Origin of the sequence: Sphingomonas sp. PP-CE-1A-559 (assembly GCF_004340965.1) — a bacterium.
GTDB lineage: Bacteria > Pseudomonadota > Alphaproteobacteria > Sphingomonadales > Sphingomonadaceae > Sphingomonas.
In genome coordinates this window covers 657376-673494 of the sequence record NZ_SLYA01000001.1, presented here as the reverse complement: position 1 = coordinate 673494, position 16119 = coordinate 657376, and the positions used below count along the sequence as shown (strand labels likewise).

At 62.9% G+C, this 16119-nt stretch carries 17 protein-coding genes; 14 read left to right on the top strand and 3 right to left on the bottom strand.

Features of this window, described 5'->3' with window-relative positions:
* Positions 1 to 24 precede the first annotated feature (24 nt).
* Genes C8J42_RS03025 through C8J42_RS03015 form a run of 3 tightly spaced genes read left to right on the top strand, consistent with a single transcriptional unit; the run spans position 25 to position 3887 of the window.
* Complete coding sequence (locus C8J42_RS03025; RefSeq protein ID WP_056019265.1) at positions 25 to 1800, top strand: SLC13 family permease; 1776 nt, start codon at positions 25 to 27, stop codon at positions 1798 to 1800.
* A gap of 25 nt (positions 1801 to 1825) precedes the next feature.
* A complete protein-coding gene (locus tag C8J42_RS03020) occupies positions 1826 to 2107 on the top strand; it encodes a hypothetical protein (RefSeq protein WP_132833781.1) in 282 nt (93 codons plus the stop codon).
* Position 2108: 1 nt separating this feature from the next.
* Positions 2109 to 3887 (top strand): chloride channel protein, encoded by a 1779-nt coding sequence (locus C8J42_RS03015; RefSeq protein WP_082445489.1) that lies wholly within the window; start codon positions 2109 to 2111, stop codon positions 3885 to 3887.
* A 28-nt stretch (positions 3888 to 3915) separates the two neighbouring features.
* Here C8J42_RS03015 and C8J42_RS03010 read toward each other — a convergent pair whose 3' ends face one another.
* From C8J42_RS03010 to C8J42_RS03000, 3 genes are all read right to left on the bottom strand, one after another.
* Positions 3916 to 4086 (bottom strand): hypothetical protein, encoded by a 171-nt coding sequence (locus tag C8J42_RS03010; protein ID WP_165911509.1) that lies wholly within the window; start codon positions 4084 to 4086, stop codon positions 3916 to 3918.
* 350 nt (positions 4087 to 4436) lie between these two features.
* Complete coding sequence (locus C8J42_RS03005) at positions 4437 to 5855, bottom strand: YncE family protein (protein WP_056056390.1); 1419 nt, start codon at positions 5853 to 5855, stop codon at positions 4437 to 4439.
* Positions 5852 to 6427, bottom strand: coding sequence for a DUF305 domain-containing protein (locus C8J42_RS03000; protein ID WP_236698803.1), 576 nt, complete (start codon positions 6425 to 6427; stop codon positions 5852 to 5854). Before C8J42_RS03000 ends, C8J42_RS03005 begins: the two co-directional genes overlap by 4 nt.
* A 65-nt stretch (positions 6428 to 6492) precedes the next feature.
* Here C8J42_RS03000 and C8J42_RS02995 point away from each other — a divergent pair, with 65 nt between their 5' ends.
* The 11 genes from C8J42_RS02995 (at position 6493) to arsH (ending at position 16106) form a co-directional block, all read left to right on the top strand.
* Entirely contained in the window at positions 6493 to 7662 is a 1170-nt protein-coding gene (locus tag C8J42_RS02995) for a hypothetical protein (protein WP_056056388.1), read from the top strand.
* Between the two features lie 46 nt (positions 7663 to 7708).
* The gene (locus tag C8J42_RS02990) at positions 7709 to 8692 is read left to right on the top strand and encodes a malate dehydrogenase (protein ID WP_037535050.1); all 984 of its coding nucleotides are present in this window, start codon (positions 7709 to 7711) and stop codon (positions 8690 to 8692) included.
* An 88-nt stretch (positions 8693 to 8780) separates the two neighbouring features.
* Positions 8781 to 9653 (top strand): LysR family transcriptional regulator, encoded by an 873-nt coding sequence (locus tag C8J42_RS02985; protein ID WP_056056384.1) that lies wholly within the window; start codon positions 8781 to 8783, stop codon positions 9651 to 9653.
* On the top strand, positions 9650 to 10801 hold the full coding sequence (locus tag C8J42_RS02980; RefSeq protein ID WP_056056383.1) for a TDT family transporter: 1152 nt from the start codon (positions 9650 to 9652) through the stop codon (positions 10799 to 10801). The genes C8J42_RS02985 and C8J42_RS02980 overlap by 4 nt, the downstream gene beginning before the upstream one ends.
* A 106-nt stretch (positions 10802 to 10907) precedes the next feature.
* Complete coding sequence (locus C8J42_RS02975; RefSeq protein ID WP_197983136.1) at positions 10908 to 12152, top strand: molybdopterin-dependent oxidoreductase; 1245 nt, start codon at positions 10908 to 10910, stop codon at positions 12150 to 12152.
* A 13-nt stretch (positions 12153 to 12165) separates the two neighbouring features.
* Positions 12166 to 12642, top strand: a complete 477-nt coding sequence (locus tag C8J42_RS02970) for a hypothetical protein (protein WP_031439129.1) — start codon at positions 12166 to 12168, stop codon at positions 12640 to 12642.
* Positions 12643 to 12973: 331 nt separating this feature from the next.
* Entirely contained in the window at positions 12974 to 13306 is a 333-nt protein-coding gene (locus C8J42_RS02965; RefSeq protein ID WP_056056382.1) for a metalloregulator ArsR/SmtB family transcription factor, read from the top strand.
* Between the two features lie 10 nt (positions 13307 to 13316).
* A complete protein-coding gene (gene arsC, locus C8J42_RS02960; protein WP_056056381.1) occupies positions 13317 to 13745 on the top strand; it encodes an arsenate reductase (glutaredoxin) in 429 nt (142 codons plus the stop codon).
* Positions 13745 to 15031, top strand: a complete 1287-nt coding sequence (locus C8J42_RS02955; protein WP_056056380.1) for an arsenic transporter — start codon at positions 13745 to 13747, stop codon at positions 15029 to 15031. Before arsC ends, C8J42_RS02955 begins: the two co-directional genes overlap by 1 nt.
* Positions 15028 to 15351, top strand: coding sequence for a YnfA family protein (locus tag C8J42_RS02950; protein WP_056056378.1), 324 nt, complete (start codon positions 15028 to 15030; stop codon positions 15349 to 15351). The genes C8J42_RS02955 and C8J42_RS02950 overlap by 4 nt, the downstream gene beginning before the upstream one ends.
* A complete protein-coding gene (gene arsH, locus C8J42_RS02945; RefSeq protein ID WP_056056376.1) occupies positions 15351 to 16106 on the top strand; it encodes an arsenical resistance protein ArsH in 756 nt (251 codons plus the stop codon). Before C8J42_RS02950 ends, arsH begins: the two co-directional genes overlap by 1 nt.
* Positions 16107 to 16119 lie beyond the last annotated feature (13 nt).

Below are 16119 nucleotides of genomic sequence, written 5' to 3'. Positions count from 1 at the left end.
CGCCATTTTACGGATTCTGCTTGCATGACCACGCCGCAACTTATGTCGATTGGCCTGCTGATTGGCATGATGGGCCTCTTTCTTTGGGGCCGATTTCGCTATGATGTCACGGCCATCATCGCCCTGCTTGCCGGGCTGTCGCTGGGATTGGTGAAGCCCAAAGCGGCATTTACTGGCTTTTCCGATGACATCGTTATCATCGTTGGATCGGCGCTGGTGATCTCATCGGCAATGCAGCGTTCCGGCCTAATCGAGAGCGCGCTCGGGATACTGGCGCGGCGCGTGACACGCGTCCGGTCGCAACTCGTGGTGCTGACTACGGCAGTCGGGGTATCGTCCGGGCTCGTAAAGAACGTCGGTGCCTTGGCTATGCTGATGCCGGCAGCCGTGCAGACGGCGAAGAAATCGGACACTAGCCCCTCGGTGTTCCTGATGCCGATGTCGTTCGCTTCGCTCCTTGGCGGGTTGATGACCCTCGTTGGTACGTCGCCGAATATTATTGTCAGCAGAGTACGAGAGCAGATGACCGGTGAGCCGTTCGGCATGTTCGATTATCTGCCAACGGGGCTGGGCCTGCTTGTGGTCGGCCTCATTTTCCTGCGTTTCGGCTACCGCCTCCTGCCCAGGGAACGCCGCGCAGCGCCGACCATGGGCGAAGCTCTAAACATCACGGACTATGTCACTGAGGCGACCATCCAAGACGGATCGCCCGCTGTCGGCGAAACGGTTGAGTCCTTCATCGACCGTCATGATAATGAGGTGACGATCGCCAATGTTGTCCGTGACGATGTGCGCACGAGCATTACGGCCGAGTTCCTTCTGGCTGCCGGCGACACGCTGATCTTGGGCGGTGACCCGGATACGCTTGAGCGTGTCATTGCGGGTGACCACCTAGCACTTGCCGGACAGCATCGTGACCTACCGGAAGGCAGCGAAGATGATGAGGTTGGCGTCATTGAGGCGGTCATCACCACCGGCTCCGTGTTGGTCCGCCAGTCCGCTGGACGACTGCGGCTTCAGCAACGCTATGGCGTCAATCTCATCGCGGTATCGCGCGCCGGCAAACGGCTGACCAAGCAGCTCAGCGAGACCGTCTTGCGCGCCGGCGATGTCATTGTTCTTCAAGGACCCCTCACACTCTTGCCGGAACGCATGCGTGACCTCGGTACGCTGCCGCTGGCAGAGCGTGCCCTGCGTCTGGGAAGTTCGAAGCGTCGCTTCCTACCACTTATCATCCTCGCGGTGGCGATGACCGTAACCGCGACCGGCTATGTGCCTGTGGCCGTCGCCTTCTTCGCCGCTGCCGGTCTAATGATGGCGACCGGAGCGCTACCGCTGCGAGATGCCTATGATGGCGTCGAATGGCCAATTCTCATCATGCTGGGCGCGCTCATTCCGGTCAGTGAAACCCTGCGCACCACCGGCGCGTCGGATGTACTCGCGACCTCGCTTGCCCATCTGGCGGCCTCCTTGCCGCCATGGGGCGCGGTCGCCCTGATCCTCGTAGCGGCGATGGCTGTGACGCCGTTTCTCAACAATGCCGCGACGGTCTTGGTGATGGCGCCAATCGCGGCGGTGTTCGCGCATGACCTCGGATATCGCCCCGAAGCCTTCCTCATCGGGACCGCTATCGGGGCAGGATGCGATTTCCTGACGCCGATTGGGCATCAGTGTAACACCTTGGTTTTTGGTCCTGGGGGCTACCGCTTCAGCGATTACGCCCGGCTGGGCGCACCACTATCGGTTCTGGTGGTCTTGGTTGGTACGCCTCTAGTGATGTGGACTTGGCCACTGCACTGATCGCCGGGTACTGTTGATGGGCAGCATGGCCAAGCCGCAGGCGTTCGAAGATACTGAATGGCGTCCGTGGCGAGGAAGCGTACCGGGCGGCTCGGAAGGTTGTGGCACCGCAGATGTAGCAGGCGTAGGCGGCTTCATGCGTTTTTTCCACTCGCGGGCAGCCATGCCCGTTCTCATCGTCCTACTGCTTGCAACAATCACGGCAGCTGGACTGGCGACGTCTTGGACGCTGTCGATTGTGATGTGGCTTTCGAGCGCCGTTCTCGCCGCAGCCCTGTTTGCAACCTTGATGCAGGACGCCGACTGACATGGCTTCAGCGCCACTGATCGATAGCGCAGCTAGTCCACCTGGATCTGGTCGGGTGGCGCCATCGTGGCTCCGTAAAGCTTTTCGATCCAGCGAAGCTGCACTCATCGTGCTGGCCATCATGATCGGCAGTGCAGCCGGATTGCTCAGTGTCGTCCAGGGTACGCTCGCACAGGCGATGCAGCATCTGCTTTATGCCTTGTCGCCGGATGAAAGGCTGAGTGCGGCCACGACGATCCCTTACCTTGCTCTACTTGCCCTGCCGGCTGGTGGAGCCGTCCTCGCACTCTTCTCTTGGGTTACTCATGCTCGCCGGCGCCGGATGGTCGACGCTGTAGAGGCGAACGCCCTTCATGGTGGTCGCATGTCATGGTCCGACAGCCTCGTTATCTCCGGGCAAACGATCCTTTCCAACGGCTTCGGTGCGTCTGTGGGGCTTGAGGCGGCGTATGCGCAGTTGGGAGGGCTCGTCGCCTCGCTCAGCGGCAACTGGTTTGCGTTACGCAGGTCCGATCTGCGCATCTTGGTCGGCGCCGGAACGGGCGCCGCCATCGCAGGTGCATTCGGGGCTCCATTAGCTGGGGCCTTCTATGCCTTTGAGATCGTAATCGGGGCCTATACGATATCAGCGCTGGCACCTGTCGCTGCGGCGTGCCTGGCGAGTGTCCTTGTGGCGCAGGCGTTTGGTGCTCAACCGTATCTGGTTGCGGCTAATGCAGGCGAACAGATCGAGACGTTCCACTACCTTCTCTACGCCGGTCTTGGGGCCTGTGCCGCTGGCGCTGGTATACTGCTGATGCGGGCTGTTGCGGAGATGGAAGCAGCTACACGCAAACTGCCGATACCCTCGATTTGCCGGCCGATATTGGGCGGTCTTCTGCTCATCCCTCTGGCGATGCTCACGCCGCAAATTCTCTCTGCTGGTCACGGCGCCCTCCACCTCAATCTTGAAGCCGAGGTATCGCTGCGCTTCCTCGCCGCCATCTTCGTCGTCAAGTGCGCGGCCTCCATCATCTCACTTGGCTTTGGCTTCCGCGGTGGCCTGTTCTTCGCATCCTTGTTCTTGGGCAGCCTGCTGGGTCACCTGTTTGCTGGTTCACTCGAATGGATTGTCGGATCGCCTGTGATCGACCCGCACAATGCGGCCCTGGTGGGGATGGCCGCATTAGCGGTCGCCGTAGTTGGCGGGCCGATGACGATGGCGATGCTAGTCCTTGAGGCGACCCACGACTTCTCCCTTGCCGGCGCGGCCATTGCAGCATCGCTGGTCTCGTCCACCATCGTCCGCGAGCTGTTCGGCTATTCCTTTTCTACGTGGCGCCTGCATCTCCGGGGCGAAACCATCAAAAGCGCCCGCGATGTCGGCTGGGTCAGAACGCTTACAGCGGGCAAGATGATGCGACGTGTCGAAAGGGCTACGCCGTGCAACACGACGATCGCCGAGTTTCGTCGGGCGTTTCCGCTTGGTTCCACAAGTCGGGTCCTACTAGTCGATGACCACGAAAATTATGGCGGTATCGTACAGACTGCCAGTGCATTTGCCGAAGAGGTCGATCAGAAGGCACCGATCGGGTCGCTGGCGATCCACACGGGTCTCGCCCTTACGCCGGATTCAGACATCAGAAGCGTCATGACTACGTTCGATACCGAAGGTGCGGACGAACTGGCGGTAGTTGGAAGCGACGGGGCAGTTCTCGGCATCCTCTCCGAGAGCTATGCGCGACGCCGCTACGCAGAGGAATTGGACAAGGCGCAACGTGAGTTGTTTGGAGAAAGCTGACCAGCCGGCACGCAGCAAACGCTTCGTCCTACCGGTCTCGCTTAAGCCGGGCTTCGATTTTGACCCAGAACATGCCGCATCGCAGACCCATTCCGGCGAGTTGGGCGCCATGTACTGACATCAGCTCCGCACCGCGGCGAAACTGTTCAACCGGCACGGATATGGCGACGAACAGCCCGGCGTAGAGCAGCTGCGACATGATCGAGTGGATCACGACGGCGACCCCCAGCACTATCAGGCGGGCAGGCACGGAAGGCCGATGCGGCGCCGGATCGGGGCCTGTAATGAGCTAGGCGTAAAGGCATCCTGCTGCGACGAAATGGAAGTGCACCAGGTAGTGGAGCGCACCTGCCCTCTCTAAAGCAGCCAGTCCGCTTTCCTTCCCATTGTCGGCATTCAGCGGCCCGATATGTAGAAAACCCAGTCGTAATCACCATTGTGCGACAAACAAGTGCTTTCCGACACTCTCGAGACGTCGTGTCGACCTAGCCCAGCGTCATGCCGAATATACCGGACACGGACAGCGGGGCGCAGGTTTCACCGGAATCCTCATTTTTGCACCTGAACGACAGCGCCCGGCATCATCGGGTCGCCCGGAGCAATGACGAGGTAACGGCGCATGTCGCCTTTCGCGTCGCTGACGATCTGGCGGAGCGGTCCGAGCGTGTTTACTATCGCGCCGCCCGCCGGATTGGTCATGAACTTCGCCAGAGGCTGGATCACGCCGCTGCCGTCAGCGTGGGAGGATAATCCAAGGACATAGGGCATCTTTGGGCTGAGGCCCGCAACCGCCGCCTGCAAAATCTGGACCTGGCCTTGATCGAACAGCGTGACCTGGCTGCGCCCAGTCCCGGATAGAGTCAGCTGGATCTTCATGCCGGCCTGCGCGAGCGGCACCAGGTTTGCACGGCCATCGCCTACCGGCACCGCGCCGGGAACATATGCCACGCCTTGCGGCCCCTGACCGATTGGAATCGTCGCGATGACGGTGTTGCTTGCTGTGTCGATCGCCGCGACCGCATCGGCGTTCTCCAGCCCGACATACATCCGCGTGCCGTCGCCCGACGGCCATAGGCCGTGCGGGAGCGCGCCGACCGGGATGCTCGCCACCTGCACGAAGTCAGTGGTGCGGAACACCTTCACGACATTCTCGGTGCCGACCGTCACAAAGGCGAACTGGCCATTCTTATTGCGGGCGATATTGACGTGGTTGGTGATCGCGCCGGTATCGAACGTCTTGAGCACTGCGAAGGGTGGCTTGGCGTCGAACACCATGACCTTGCCGACGTCCTTGAGCGTCAACCAGACCTGCTTACCGTCGGGCGTCGCGGCGATGTCAGGGCAGAACGGGCTCGCCTGCTTGACGCGACCGACGATCTTCTTCGAGGCGGTGTCGATCACAACTGTCTCGGGCGAGAAGCTCGAACAGACGTAACCGTATTTCCCGTTTGGCGAAAAGATCGTCATGCCGGGGCCATTAGGAACGGGGATGCGCGTGGTCGGCGCGAAGGTCTTACCGTCGAGCACCTGGATATAATCCTCGCCGCGCACCGCGACCCAGACTTCGCGACCGTCGGGGCGGAAGAACGCTTCGTGCGGCGATCGGCCCACATAGGTCGTGTGCTTCACGGCATTGGTCGCAGTGTCGATGAACGTCACCGAGTTCGAGCCGATCGATATTACCGCCAGCGTCTTGCGATCGGGCGAGAAGCCCATGCCGTGCACGAGCAGCTGCCCCTTGTAGAGCGGGCTGAGATTGGCCGGGGTCTGGTCGCCGAGCTTGATGACGCCGAGCAGCGTGTTGGTCGACGGATCGATCACCGACACGGTGTTGGAGAACTGGTCCGAAGTGTAGAACCGGTCGTGCGCGCTAACAGGGATGTCGGGGGTCGCGTTCGGTACCTGCTGCGCAAATGCCGGGGCCGAAAAAGACAGGGCAGCACAGGCGGTTAAGGTAAAACGCTTCATGGACGGTCTCCGTGATGGGGGTGACCGGTCGCGGTCGGTTCGGTGTGAGGCAGCAACGCGCCGCCTTCGGATAGGATGCCCTGCATCACCGCGATTTCCTGACGCTGTTCGACGATGATTCCCTGGGCGAGCCGGCGCAGGCGTTCATCCTTGCCGAACCGCAGTTCGACTTCGGCCATGTCGATCGCGCCCTGATGATGCGGGATCATCATTTTGGCGAAGTCGCGATCGGGATCGCTCGAATAACCGGTCATCATCGCGCCGTGCATCCGCGCCATCGCCGCATCCATTGCGGACGCGAAACCGTCCGTTTGCGCTAAAGCACCCGTCGATACGGACACGGCTATCGCCGTTAGCAAAGCCGTGCGAAATTTCATCGTCATGCCTTTAGTGTTCCCATTTATGACACGCGAGCGATCAACGCCGAGCGTGACAGCGTAATGATCGCGGCGCAGCCGTCGATCCAACGCATAAGCATGGTTGTTCTGATCATCTAACAAGAACGGTAGGCGATCTATGATCGCGTTTTCGTATTGAAACCATCGCGACCATGCGTTGGACGCAGGGGACATATCGGTCGATCTAACGGCATCGGACTGGCACGATCACCCGCCGGATCCGCGATAAGGATCAAACGATGAAAGCTGCGATCGTTTTGGTTGCCGCGATGTTGGCCTCCGTAGCGCCAGTCCCGGTGATCGCTCAGGCCTATTGGGCTGCACCTGCGGCGGACGACTTTCCCTACGATATCAAGGCGGTTCAGGCACCGTGGTCGAAGGCTGATATCGACCTCAGCCATCATGACCGGATCTATGTGTCTGACCCTACATCGACGAAGATCGTTGTCATCGATCCTGCAGCGGGCAACGAACTGGGACGCATCGACCTCGCCAAAAGCGCGATAGCTGAGCCCAGCTTTTCCAGCCCCAGAGTCCAGCACCTGGCTGCAACGCGTGACGGGCGGACCCTGGCGGTATCGGCATCAGCGCAGCACAGTGTGACGCTCGTAGATCTGGCCACGAACACGGAACGAGGCCGGACCGTGTTCCAGACGTCGCCTACCGCCGTCGCGTTTACGCCCAATGGGCACGAACTCTGGGTTTCGCTCGGCGATGAACATGCCATCGCGGTCGTGGATCCTAAGACCGCGCGGGAGATCACCCGCGTACCAGCAAGTGGCGGAGCGGGCGCGACCATCCTGTCGCCAAACGGACGCTATGCCTTTGTATCGCTTACTGAAAGGCCGTCCATCCTGGTTGTCGACGTCGAGGATCGGCGCGTCGTCGGACACGTTGCCAGCAACGGTGCAGGTGCGGGAGCAATCGCGGTCTCGCCAGATGGCAAACAGATCTGGGCAACACGCCGCGAGAGCGGCACGACCACGGTCTTTGCTGCCAAACCGCCGTTTGCGGTACACGAAGTGATAAACACTGGTCCAGCGACGGGCGCGGTCAACTTCGCCCAGCGCGCAGACGATTCCTTTGCCTATGTCAGCGTTGGCGGCGATCAACCTGCAATCAAGGTCTATAGAACCGACAGCCTGGAGGCTGTGGCAACCGTCCCGCTACAAGCGGCTCCGAGTGCGGTTTGGCCGTCGGGCGATGGTACGAGGATCTATGCCAGCCTGGCCGGAACCAACAAGGTCGCTGGGATCGACACGCTGACGTACACCACCGTGTCGACGATCCCGATCAGTACGGATGCGCAAAGCCTGATCTACGTTCCTGGTGCCGTAAGATCAGGAAAAGGTCTCGCCAATCTGGTGCCATCCGGGCGCGATGCGGCGCTTGCCCTGGCGGCGCGTTAATCGGTCTCACACCGTCTGTAATCTTCCAACGAAAGCCCTTTCCAAAATGACCAAGCCCCCCGTCAGGATCGCGATCAGCGGTGCCGCAGGACAAATTTGCTATTCGCTGCTCTTCCGGGTCGCGCAGGGTGACGTGTTCGGACCGGACCAGCCCGTTATCCTTCAACTGCTCGACGTGCCGCAGGCGCTGGACGCAGTACGCGGCGTGGTCATGGAACTGGAGGATTGCGCGTTTCCGCTGCTGGCAGATGTGATCATTACTGATGATCCGATGGTGGCTTTCAAGGACATCGATGCGGCCATGCTGGTCGGGTCTCGTCCCCGCTCGAAGGGCATGGAGCGCCGTGATTTGCTCGCTGCCAACGCAGCGATCTTCAAGACGCAGGGCGCAGCGCTGGACGCAGTGGCCAAACGCGACGCCAAGATCCTGGTCGTCGGTAATCCCGCCAACACAAATGCCTGGATCATTGCGCAAAGCGCACCGGGTTTCCCTGCCGAAAACATCACGTCGATGATCCGCCTCGATCACAACCGCGCGCAGGGACAGCTTGCGGCCAAGGCGGGTGTCGGTGTCGATGCGATTACAAAGCTCGTCGTCTGGGGAAACCATTCGCCGACGATGTTTGCCGACTGGGGGAATGCCGAACTCGATGGCCAAAAGCTTGCCGACCGTATCGGAAACGAGGCCTGGTACCGCGAGACCCTGATCCCCACCGTTGCGCAGCGCGGAACCGCGATCATCGAAGCACGGGGTGCGTCCTCGGCCGCGTCGGCAGCAAATGCGGCGATCGACCATCTGCGCGATTGGGTGCACGGCGCAGGCGACAATTGGGTGTCGATGGGCGTGGTGTCAGATGGCTCCTACGGTATCCCGCAAGGGCTGGTGTGCGGCGTGCCGGTGCACTGCAAAAGCGGTGGGTATGCGCGTATCGAAGGACTGATCCTCGATCCATTCCAGCGAACGATGCTCGATCGCACGATTGCCGAACTGGTCGATGAACGTGAGGCGGTTATCGACATTCTGAAATGACCGATCGGTATATCTGATTGGAATGACCGTAATCTTTGGTTGGTGCGATTGATCTCCGTTCCCTATCATTGGGGCAAGGAGATCGGGCATGACCCTGGAACAACTCAGGATTTTCGTCGGTGTCGCTGAGCGCGAGCACATGACGCGCGCTGCCGAAGCGCTCAATGTGACGCAGTCGGCCGCAAGCGCTGCCATCGCCGCGCTAGAAGCGCGGCACGGCGTGCCGCTGTTCCACCGGGTCGGCCGTGGGATCGAACTGTCCGAAGCGGGCCGTATGTTTCTGGTCGACGCACGCGCAGTGCTTGGCCGTGCTGCCAGTGCAGAACTTGCATTGGCCGAATATGCCGGACTGGAGCGCGGCACACTGCGGCTGGTCGCGAGCCAGACGATCGCGGGCTATTGGCTACCCCGCCAGCTGGCGGCGTTTCATGCGCGCTACCCGTCCATCACGATAGAACTGGCGATCGACAACACGGAAGGGGCCGCGGCGCGCGTGCTCGACGGTGCAGTCGAGCTTGGCTTCGTCGAGGGTGTGATCGACGAGCCCGCGCTCGCGCATTGGACCGTCGCGAACGACCGCATGGTGCTGGTGAGTGACCGCGCTGCCGACACGATCGACGAGGACTGGATCCGGACCGCGCGCTGGATCGTCCGCGAGCAGGGATCGGGCACGCGCTCGTCGTTCGAGGAGGTGTTGCGCCAGCGCGGCGTCGATCCGTCGGACCTTACCATAGCGCTGACCCTGCCATCGAACGAGGCGGTCCGCAGCGCGGTCGAGGCCGGCGCGGGCGTCGCGGTGCTGTCGCAGCATGTCGTCGCACCTGCAATCGCGGCCGGCACGTTGCACGATCTGCCGCTCGGTCTGCCGCGGCGTCCATTCTACGCGCTGCGGCACAAGGAGCGCTATCGTACCCGGGCGGCCGACGCGCTGACCGATCTCATCAAGGAGACTGGGAAGTGACTGCCGATCTGAAACCCGTTCTCGATGGTCTGAAGCCGCTCAGCCGGCTTGATTCTCCGCGCGAGATGATCCGCCAGTTCACCCCCAACTGGTTCGCCGCTACGATGGGCACGGGCATCCTCGCGCTGGCCTTGCCGCAGGTGCCGGGCGTCGGCGCATCGCTGCACCCGGTCGGCGAGGCGTTGTGGTATTTCAACATCGCGCTCTTCACGCTGTTCGCCGGGCTCTACACCGCGCGCTGGACGATGTTCGGGCACGAGGCGCGTCGGATCTTCGGGCACAATACCGTGTCGATGTTCATCGGCACGATCCCGATGGGCCTCGCGACGATCATCAACGGGTTCCTGGCGTTCGGCCTGCCGCGGTTCGGCGCCGGCGTTATCCCGATCGCCGAGACATTGTGGTGGATCGACGTCGCGATGTCGCTCGCCTGCGGTGTAGCGATCCCCTACCTCATGTTTACCCGGCACGAACATTCGCTCGACGGCATGACCGCGGTGTGGCTCCTGCCAGTGGTCGCGGCCGAGGTCGCAGGCGCGAGCGGCGGCCTGCTCGCACCGCATCTGGCGGACGCGCACCACCAGTTCGTGGTGCTGGCGACCTCCTTTGTCCTGTGGGCCTATTCGGTGCCGGTCGCGTTCGGCATCCTCGCGATCCTCATCCTGCGGATGGCGCTGCACAAGCTGCCGCACGAGAGCATGGCCGCATCGAGTTGGCTCGCACTAGGCCCGATCGGCACCGGTGCGCTCGGGATGCTGGTGCTCGGCAGCGACGCGCCCGCGATCCTCGCCGCCAACGGCCTCGGCCAGATCGGCGCGGTAGCGCAGGGGATCGGCACGATCGCCGGGCTGCTGCTCTGGGGCTTCGGCCTGTGGTGGCTGGCGCTCGCGACGCTGATCACGATCCGCTACTGGCGCGCGGGCATTCCGTTCAACCTCGGGTGGTGGGGCTACACCTTCCCGCTCGGCGTCTACACGGTCGCCACCTTCAAGCTCGGCACGACGCTCCAGCTCGGCTTTTTCGGGATCGTCGGCACCGTCCTTACCATCGCGCTCGCAGCGATGTGGCTGCTGGTCGGCGCCAAGACGGTCACAGGCGGCTGGCGCGGAAACCTGTTCGTGTCGCCCTGCATCGCCCAAGCCAATTGATGGGCCGAACTGATCGTCCTGCCGGATCGAACCGGCGCATCCGATCGACCCGTACCGGGCAGACCGTCGGACGGATCGCGCATAAGAGCATGACATCGAAGGGAGAATGCTGGTGGACAGCCTGGATATGAAACTGGCGCAGGCGACGAACCGCCGTCGCTTTCTCGCAGAGGCTGCGATCGGCAGCGGCGCGTTGATCGCCGCACCCGCGCTGGCGCAGAGCATTGTCGATCTGCACCTGCCTGGCGGTCCGTCGGAACGACCGATGACCAGTGCGTTCCCTGGCAAGGGCAACATGATCCTCCAGCGTATCCACCCGCCTTTGCTGGAAACGCCGATGAGCGTGTTCAATGGTGACGTCTTCACGCCAAACGACCAGTTCTTCGTCCGCTGGCACTGGGCTGACATCCCCACCGCGATCGATGTCGAGGCGTTCCGGATCAAGGTGCACGGCGCGGTCACGCGGCCGCTGTCAATCTCGCTCGCGCAACTGCTGAAGTTGCCACGCGTCGAGCTGGCGGCGATCAACCAATGCTCGGGCAATTCGCGTGCGCTGTTCCAGCCGCCCGTTGCCGGTGCGCAGTGGCGTCACGGGGCCATGGGCAACGCCAAATGGCTCGGCGTGCGCCTGCGCGACGTGCTCGACATCGCCGGCGTGAAGCCGGGCGCGGTTGCAGTGCGGTTCGGTGCGCTCGACCAGCCGGTGGTCGCGGGTGGACCGGATTTCGCCAAGTCGCTGTCGATCGACCACGCACGCGACGGCGAAGTGATGCTCGCCTTCGGGATGAACGGCGAACAGATGCCGCTCCTCAACGGCTTCCCGGTCCGGCTGATCGTACCCGGCTGGTATTCGACCTATTGGGTCAAGATGCTGAACGACATCGAGGTGCTCGCCGCGCCCGACGACGGTTACTGGATGGCCAAGGCGTACAAAATCCCTGACACTCCAGGCGCGAACGTGCGGCCGGGCCAGAAGGATTTCCCGGCCGTTCCGATCAACAAGATGATCCCGCGCAGTTGGGTCACGAGCCTCGACGAAGGGCAGGCGATCGCGTTCGACCGGTCGATCCCGCTGGGCGGCATTGCGATGGGGGGCGATTGCGGCGTCGCCAAGGTCGATGTGTCGACCGACAACGGCAAGACCTGGTACAAGACGACGCTCGGCCCCGATCACGGCAAATACAGTTTCCGCCGCTGGGACGCGCAGGTGCCGCTCACGCATGCGGGCCCGACCAGGCTGATGTCGCGCTGCTGGAACACCGCCGGCATCGCGCAGCCGATGACGCCGATCTGGAACCCGGGCGGGTTCATGCGCGGCAACATTGAAACCACCAACATCGTCGTCGGCTGAGGAGCGCTCCCCCATGAAAACGCCTTCCATCGGCACGCTGTCGTTTGGGTTCGTCGGCGCGACCGTCGTTCTGCTACTTGCGATCGGTGCCCCGAACAGCCGCATAGCCCCGCCGCCTGCCGCCCCGGCCGCACCACCGCCGCCAAGCGTTTCGGCGCGCGGCTTCTCGCTGGCGTCCACCTCGGTCGATCTCCCGACCGACGAAGGGCAATATCCGGCTGGTCCGCATGCGGACGTCATCAACGCCAACTGCACCTCGTGTCATTCGGCGAGCATGGCGCTGAACCAGCCGCCACTCTCTTCCGACCAGTGGACCGCGGAGGTCACCAAGATGCGCGAGGTCTACAAGGCTCCCGTTGCACAGGCTGACGTGCCGGCGATCGTCGCTTATCTGACCGCCATGAGCGCAAAGCAGCCGGGTGCCGCGAAGGGCAAGGCGCAAGACCCCGATCCGAAGGCTGCGCCCGACGTATCGGGGGGATCAGGCTAAGCCCATCAACTCACGACACGCGGTTCTGCGCGCGAAGTGCTGTGCGGCGTGGCCTCCGGGGGAGGGCGTCGACGCCAATCGAAACACTGCTCGCGCCCTGCGCGTTCGCAGGTGTGCCATGTGGCACACCTTACGCGAGAATCGTCACCGGCAGGGCCGAGACGCCGGCACGATGGCTCGGTCGGCACGCCCAGCGGGCCGATAGAGCCGTGCCCGCGGGGTCCCGCCCCACTCGTTGGGGACTTCGGAAAAGAGCGTAGGGTGCCGGCTGCCTGCCTACTTGGTGCTATCAACGTCTGGACCGAAACCATATAGCTGCTATCCTGGATATATGGAAAACAACACGGCAATTTCAGCGCTCGGCGCGCTCGCACAAGGAACACGCCTCGACGTGTTCCGCCTGTTGGTGCGGCACGAACCGCATGGCTTGGCTGCCGGCGAAATCGCCCGTCAGCTCGACGTACCGCAAAACACGATGTCCGCACACCTCGGCATCCTCGCCCGTGGCGGGCTGGTGCGATCCGAACGTCATAGCCGCTCGATCATCTATCGTGCCGATCTCGACGGCCTGCGCGCGCTAACGCTCTTTCTCGTCAAGGATTGCTGCGCCGGCAACGCGGAGCTGTGCGCCCCGCTGATCGCCGAACTCACCCCATGCTGCTGAAAGGACGCCCGTGGCCGTCGATATCGTGATCTATCACAACCCCGTGTGCGGCACGTCGCGCAACACGCTAGGCCTGATCCGCAATGCCGGCATCGAACCGCACGTGGTCGAATATCTGAAAACCCCGCCCTCGCGCGCGCTGCTGGTCGAGCTGATCGACCGCGCCGGCATAACGCCCCGCGAGCTGCTACGCGAAAAGGGTACGCCCTATGCGGAGCTCGGCCTGGGCGACACATCGCTGTCCGACGACGCGCTGGTGGATACGATGATGACGCACCCGATCCTCATCAACCGGCCGATAGTCGTCTCACCGCTCGGCGTGAAGCTCTGCCGGCCGTCCGAAGCCGTGCTTGATCTGCTGCCGGGCGATCAGCGCGGCGCGTTCGCGAAGGAAGACGGACAACAGGTGGTAAACGCCTCGGGCCAGCGCATCGCCTGATGCTTCTTGCCGTCCTGATCTTCGTCGTCACGATCGTGCTCGTCATCTGGCAACCCAAGGGGCTCGGAATCGGGTGGAGCGCGATCGCCGGGGCCGTCTTGGCGCTGCTCGCGGGCGTCGTCACGCTGTCCGACGTCCCGGTCGTTTGGGGCATCGTCTGGAACGCGACGGCTGCATTCGTCGCGATCATTGTCATAAGCCTGTTGCTCGATGAAGCTGGATCCTTCGAATGGGCGGCGCTCCACGTTGCGCGCTGGGGCAGGGGACATGGGCGCCGACTCTTCGTCCTGATCGTGCTGCTCGGCGCGGCGGTGTCGGCGTTGTTCGCCAATGATGGTGCGGCGCTGATCCTCACGCCGATCGTCATCGCCATGCTGCGCGCGCTGGGGTTCAAGGACAAGGCGACGCTGGCGTTCGTCATGGCGGCCGGGTTCATCGCCGACACGGCCAGCCTGCCGCTGGTGGTCTCGAACCTCGTCAACATCGTGTCAGCCGACTTCTTCAAGATCGGGTTCGGCACATATGCGTCCGTGATGGTCCCGGTCGATCTGGTGTCGATCGCCGCCACGCTGGGCGTGCTGCTGCTGTTCTTCCGGCGCGACCTCCCAGAAGACTATGACGTGGGGGCGCTCCGCGCGCCGCGCGATGTCATCCGAGACCCCGCGACCTTCCGTGCCGGCTGGATCGTCCTCGCGCTGCTGCTCGCTGGCTTCTTCCTGCTCGAACCGATCGGCGTGCCGGTCAGCGCCGTTGCCGCTGCCGGCGCGATCCTGCTGCTGGTAATTGCGGGACGGGGCCATGTGATCCAGACCGGCAAGGTGCTGCGCGGCGCACCGTGGCAGGTCGTGATCTTCTCTCTCGGCATGTACCTGGTCGTCTACGGGCTGCGAAACGCGGGCCTGACCGACCATCTCGCCGCGCTGCTCGATCGCACCGCTCAGGGCGGCGTGTGGGGGGCGGCGTTCGGGACAGGCGTGATCGCGGCCATCCTGTCGTCCGTGATGAACAACATGCCGACCGTACTGGTGGGCGCGCTGTCGATCGACGCGACCCATGCCACTGGCGCCGTGCAAGAAGCAATGATCTACGCCAATGTCATCGGCTGCGATCTTGGCCCCAAGCTGACGCCGATCGGCTCGCTCGCAACGCTGTTATGGCTCCACGTCCTCGGCCAGAAAGGTGTTCGGATCGGATGGGGCTATTATTTCCGTGTCGGTATCACGCTGACTGTGCCGGTATTGCTGGTCACGCTTGCCGCCTTGGCATTGAGGATCACGATCGGATGACAGCCCTGATCTACATCGGCGCGGCGCTTGCTGAAATTGGCGGATGCTTTGCCTTCTGGGCCTGGCTTCGCATGGCGAAGTCACCCTTGTGGCTTGCTCCGGGCGTCGTCTCATTGATCCTGTTCGCATGGCTCCTCACCCGCGTGGACAGCGATGCCGCGGGACGAGCGTATGCCGCTTACGGCGGCATTTACATCTGTGCATCGCTTGCTTGGCTCTGGACCGTCGAAGGCGTGCGGCCCGATCGCTGGGATGTGAGCGGCGCGGCGCTCTGTCTGATCGGCACCTGTATCATCCTCTTGGGACCACGAACCGCCTGATGCCTGTTCGAACGCTCTCCGACCCCGACCATCTGCCCGCGCTCGATCGAAGCTATGCGATCGAACGACCTGCTCATGGCCTCGGCGCGGGTGCTCCGCCGCCACGAATCCTTCTGCTCTACGGTTCCTTGCGCGAGCGGTCATTCTCGCGGCTGTGTGTCGAGGAAGCGGCGCGACTACTGCAATTCTTCGGATGCGAAACGCGCATTTACGATCCCTCGGCGCTGCCGTTGCCCGATCAGGTCGTCGGCGACGACCATCCGGCCGTCCACGAGCTGCGTGAACTGTCGTTGTGGTCGGAAGGTCAGGTGTGGTGCAGCCCTGAACGGCACGGCCAGATCACCGGCATCATGAAGCTCCAAATCGATCATCTGCCGCTCTCGATGGGCGGGATGCGACCGACGCAGGGACGCACGCTGGCAGTCATGCAGGTATCGGCGGGTTCGCAGTCGTTCAACAGCGTCAACACGCTGCGCGTGCTCGGCCGCTGGATGCGAATGGTGACGATACCGAACCAGTCGAGCGTCGCCAAGGCGTTCGCCGAATTCGGCGAGGACGATCGCATGAAGCCGTCGAGCTATTATGACCGCATCGTAGACGTAATGGAGGAACTGGTGCGGTTCACGGTGCTGCTGCGCCCGCACGCGGCACAACTCGTCGACCGCTATTCCGAGCGCAAGGAAGTTCGCGTAGGGATCGACCTGACGACAGACTTGTCGACTATCGCGACCACGGCACCCCCTCGAGGTGTTTGACCTCGCCCCGACG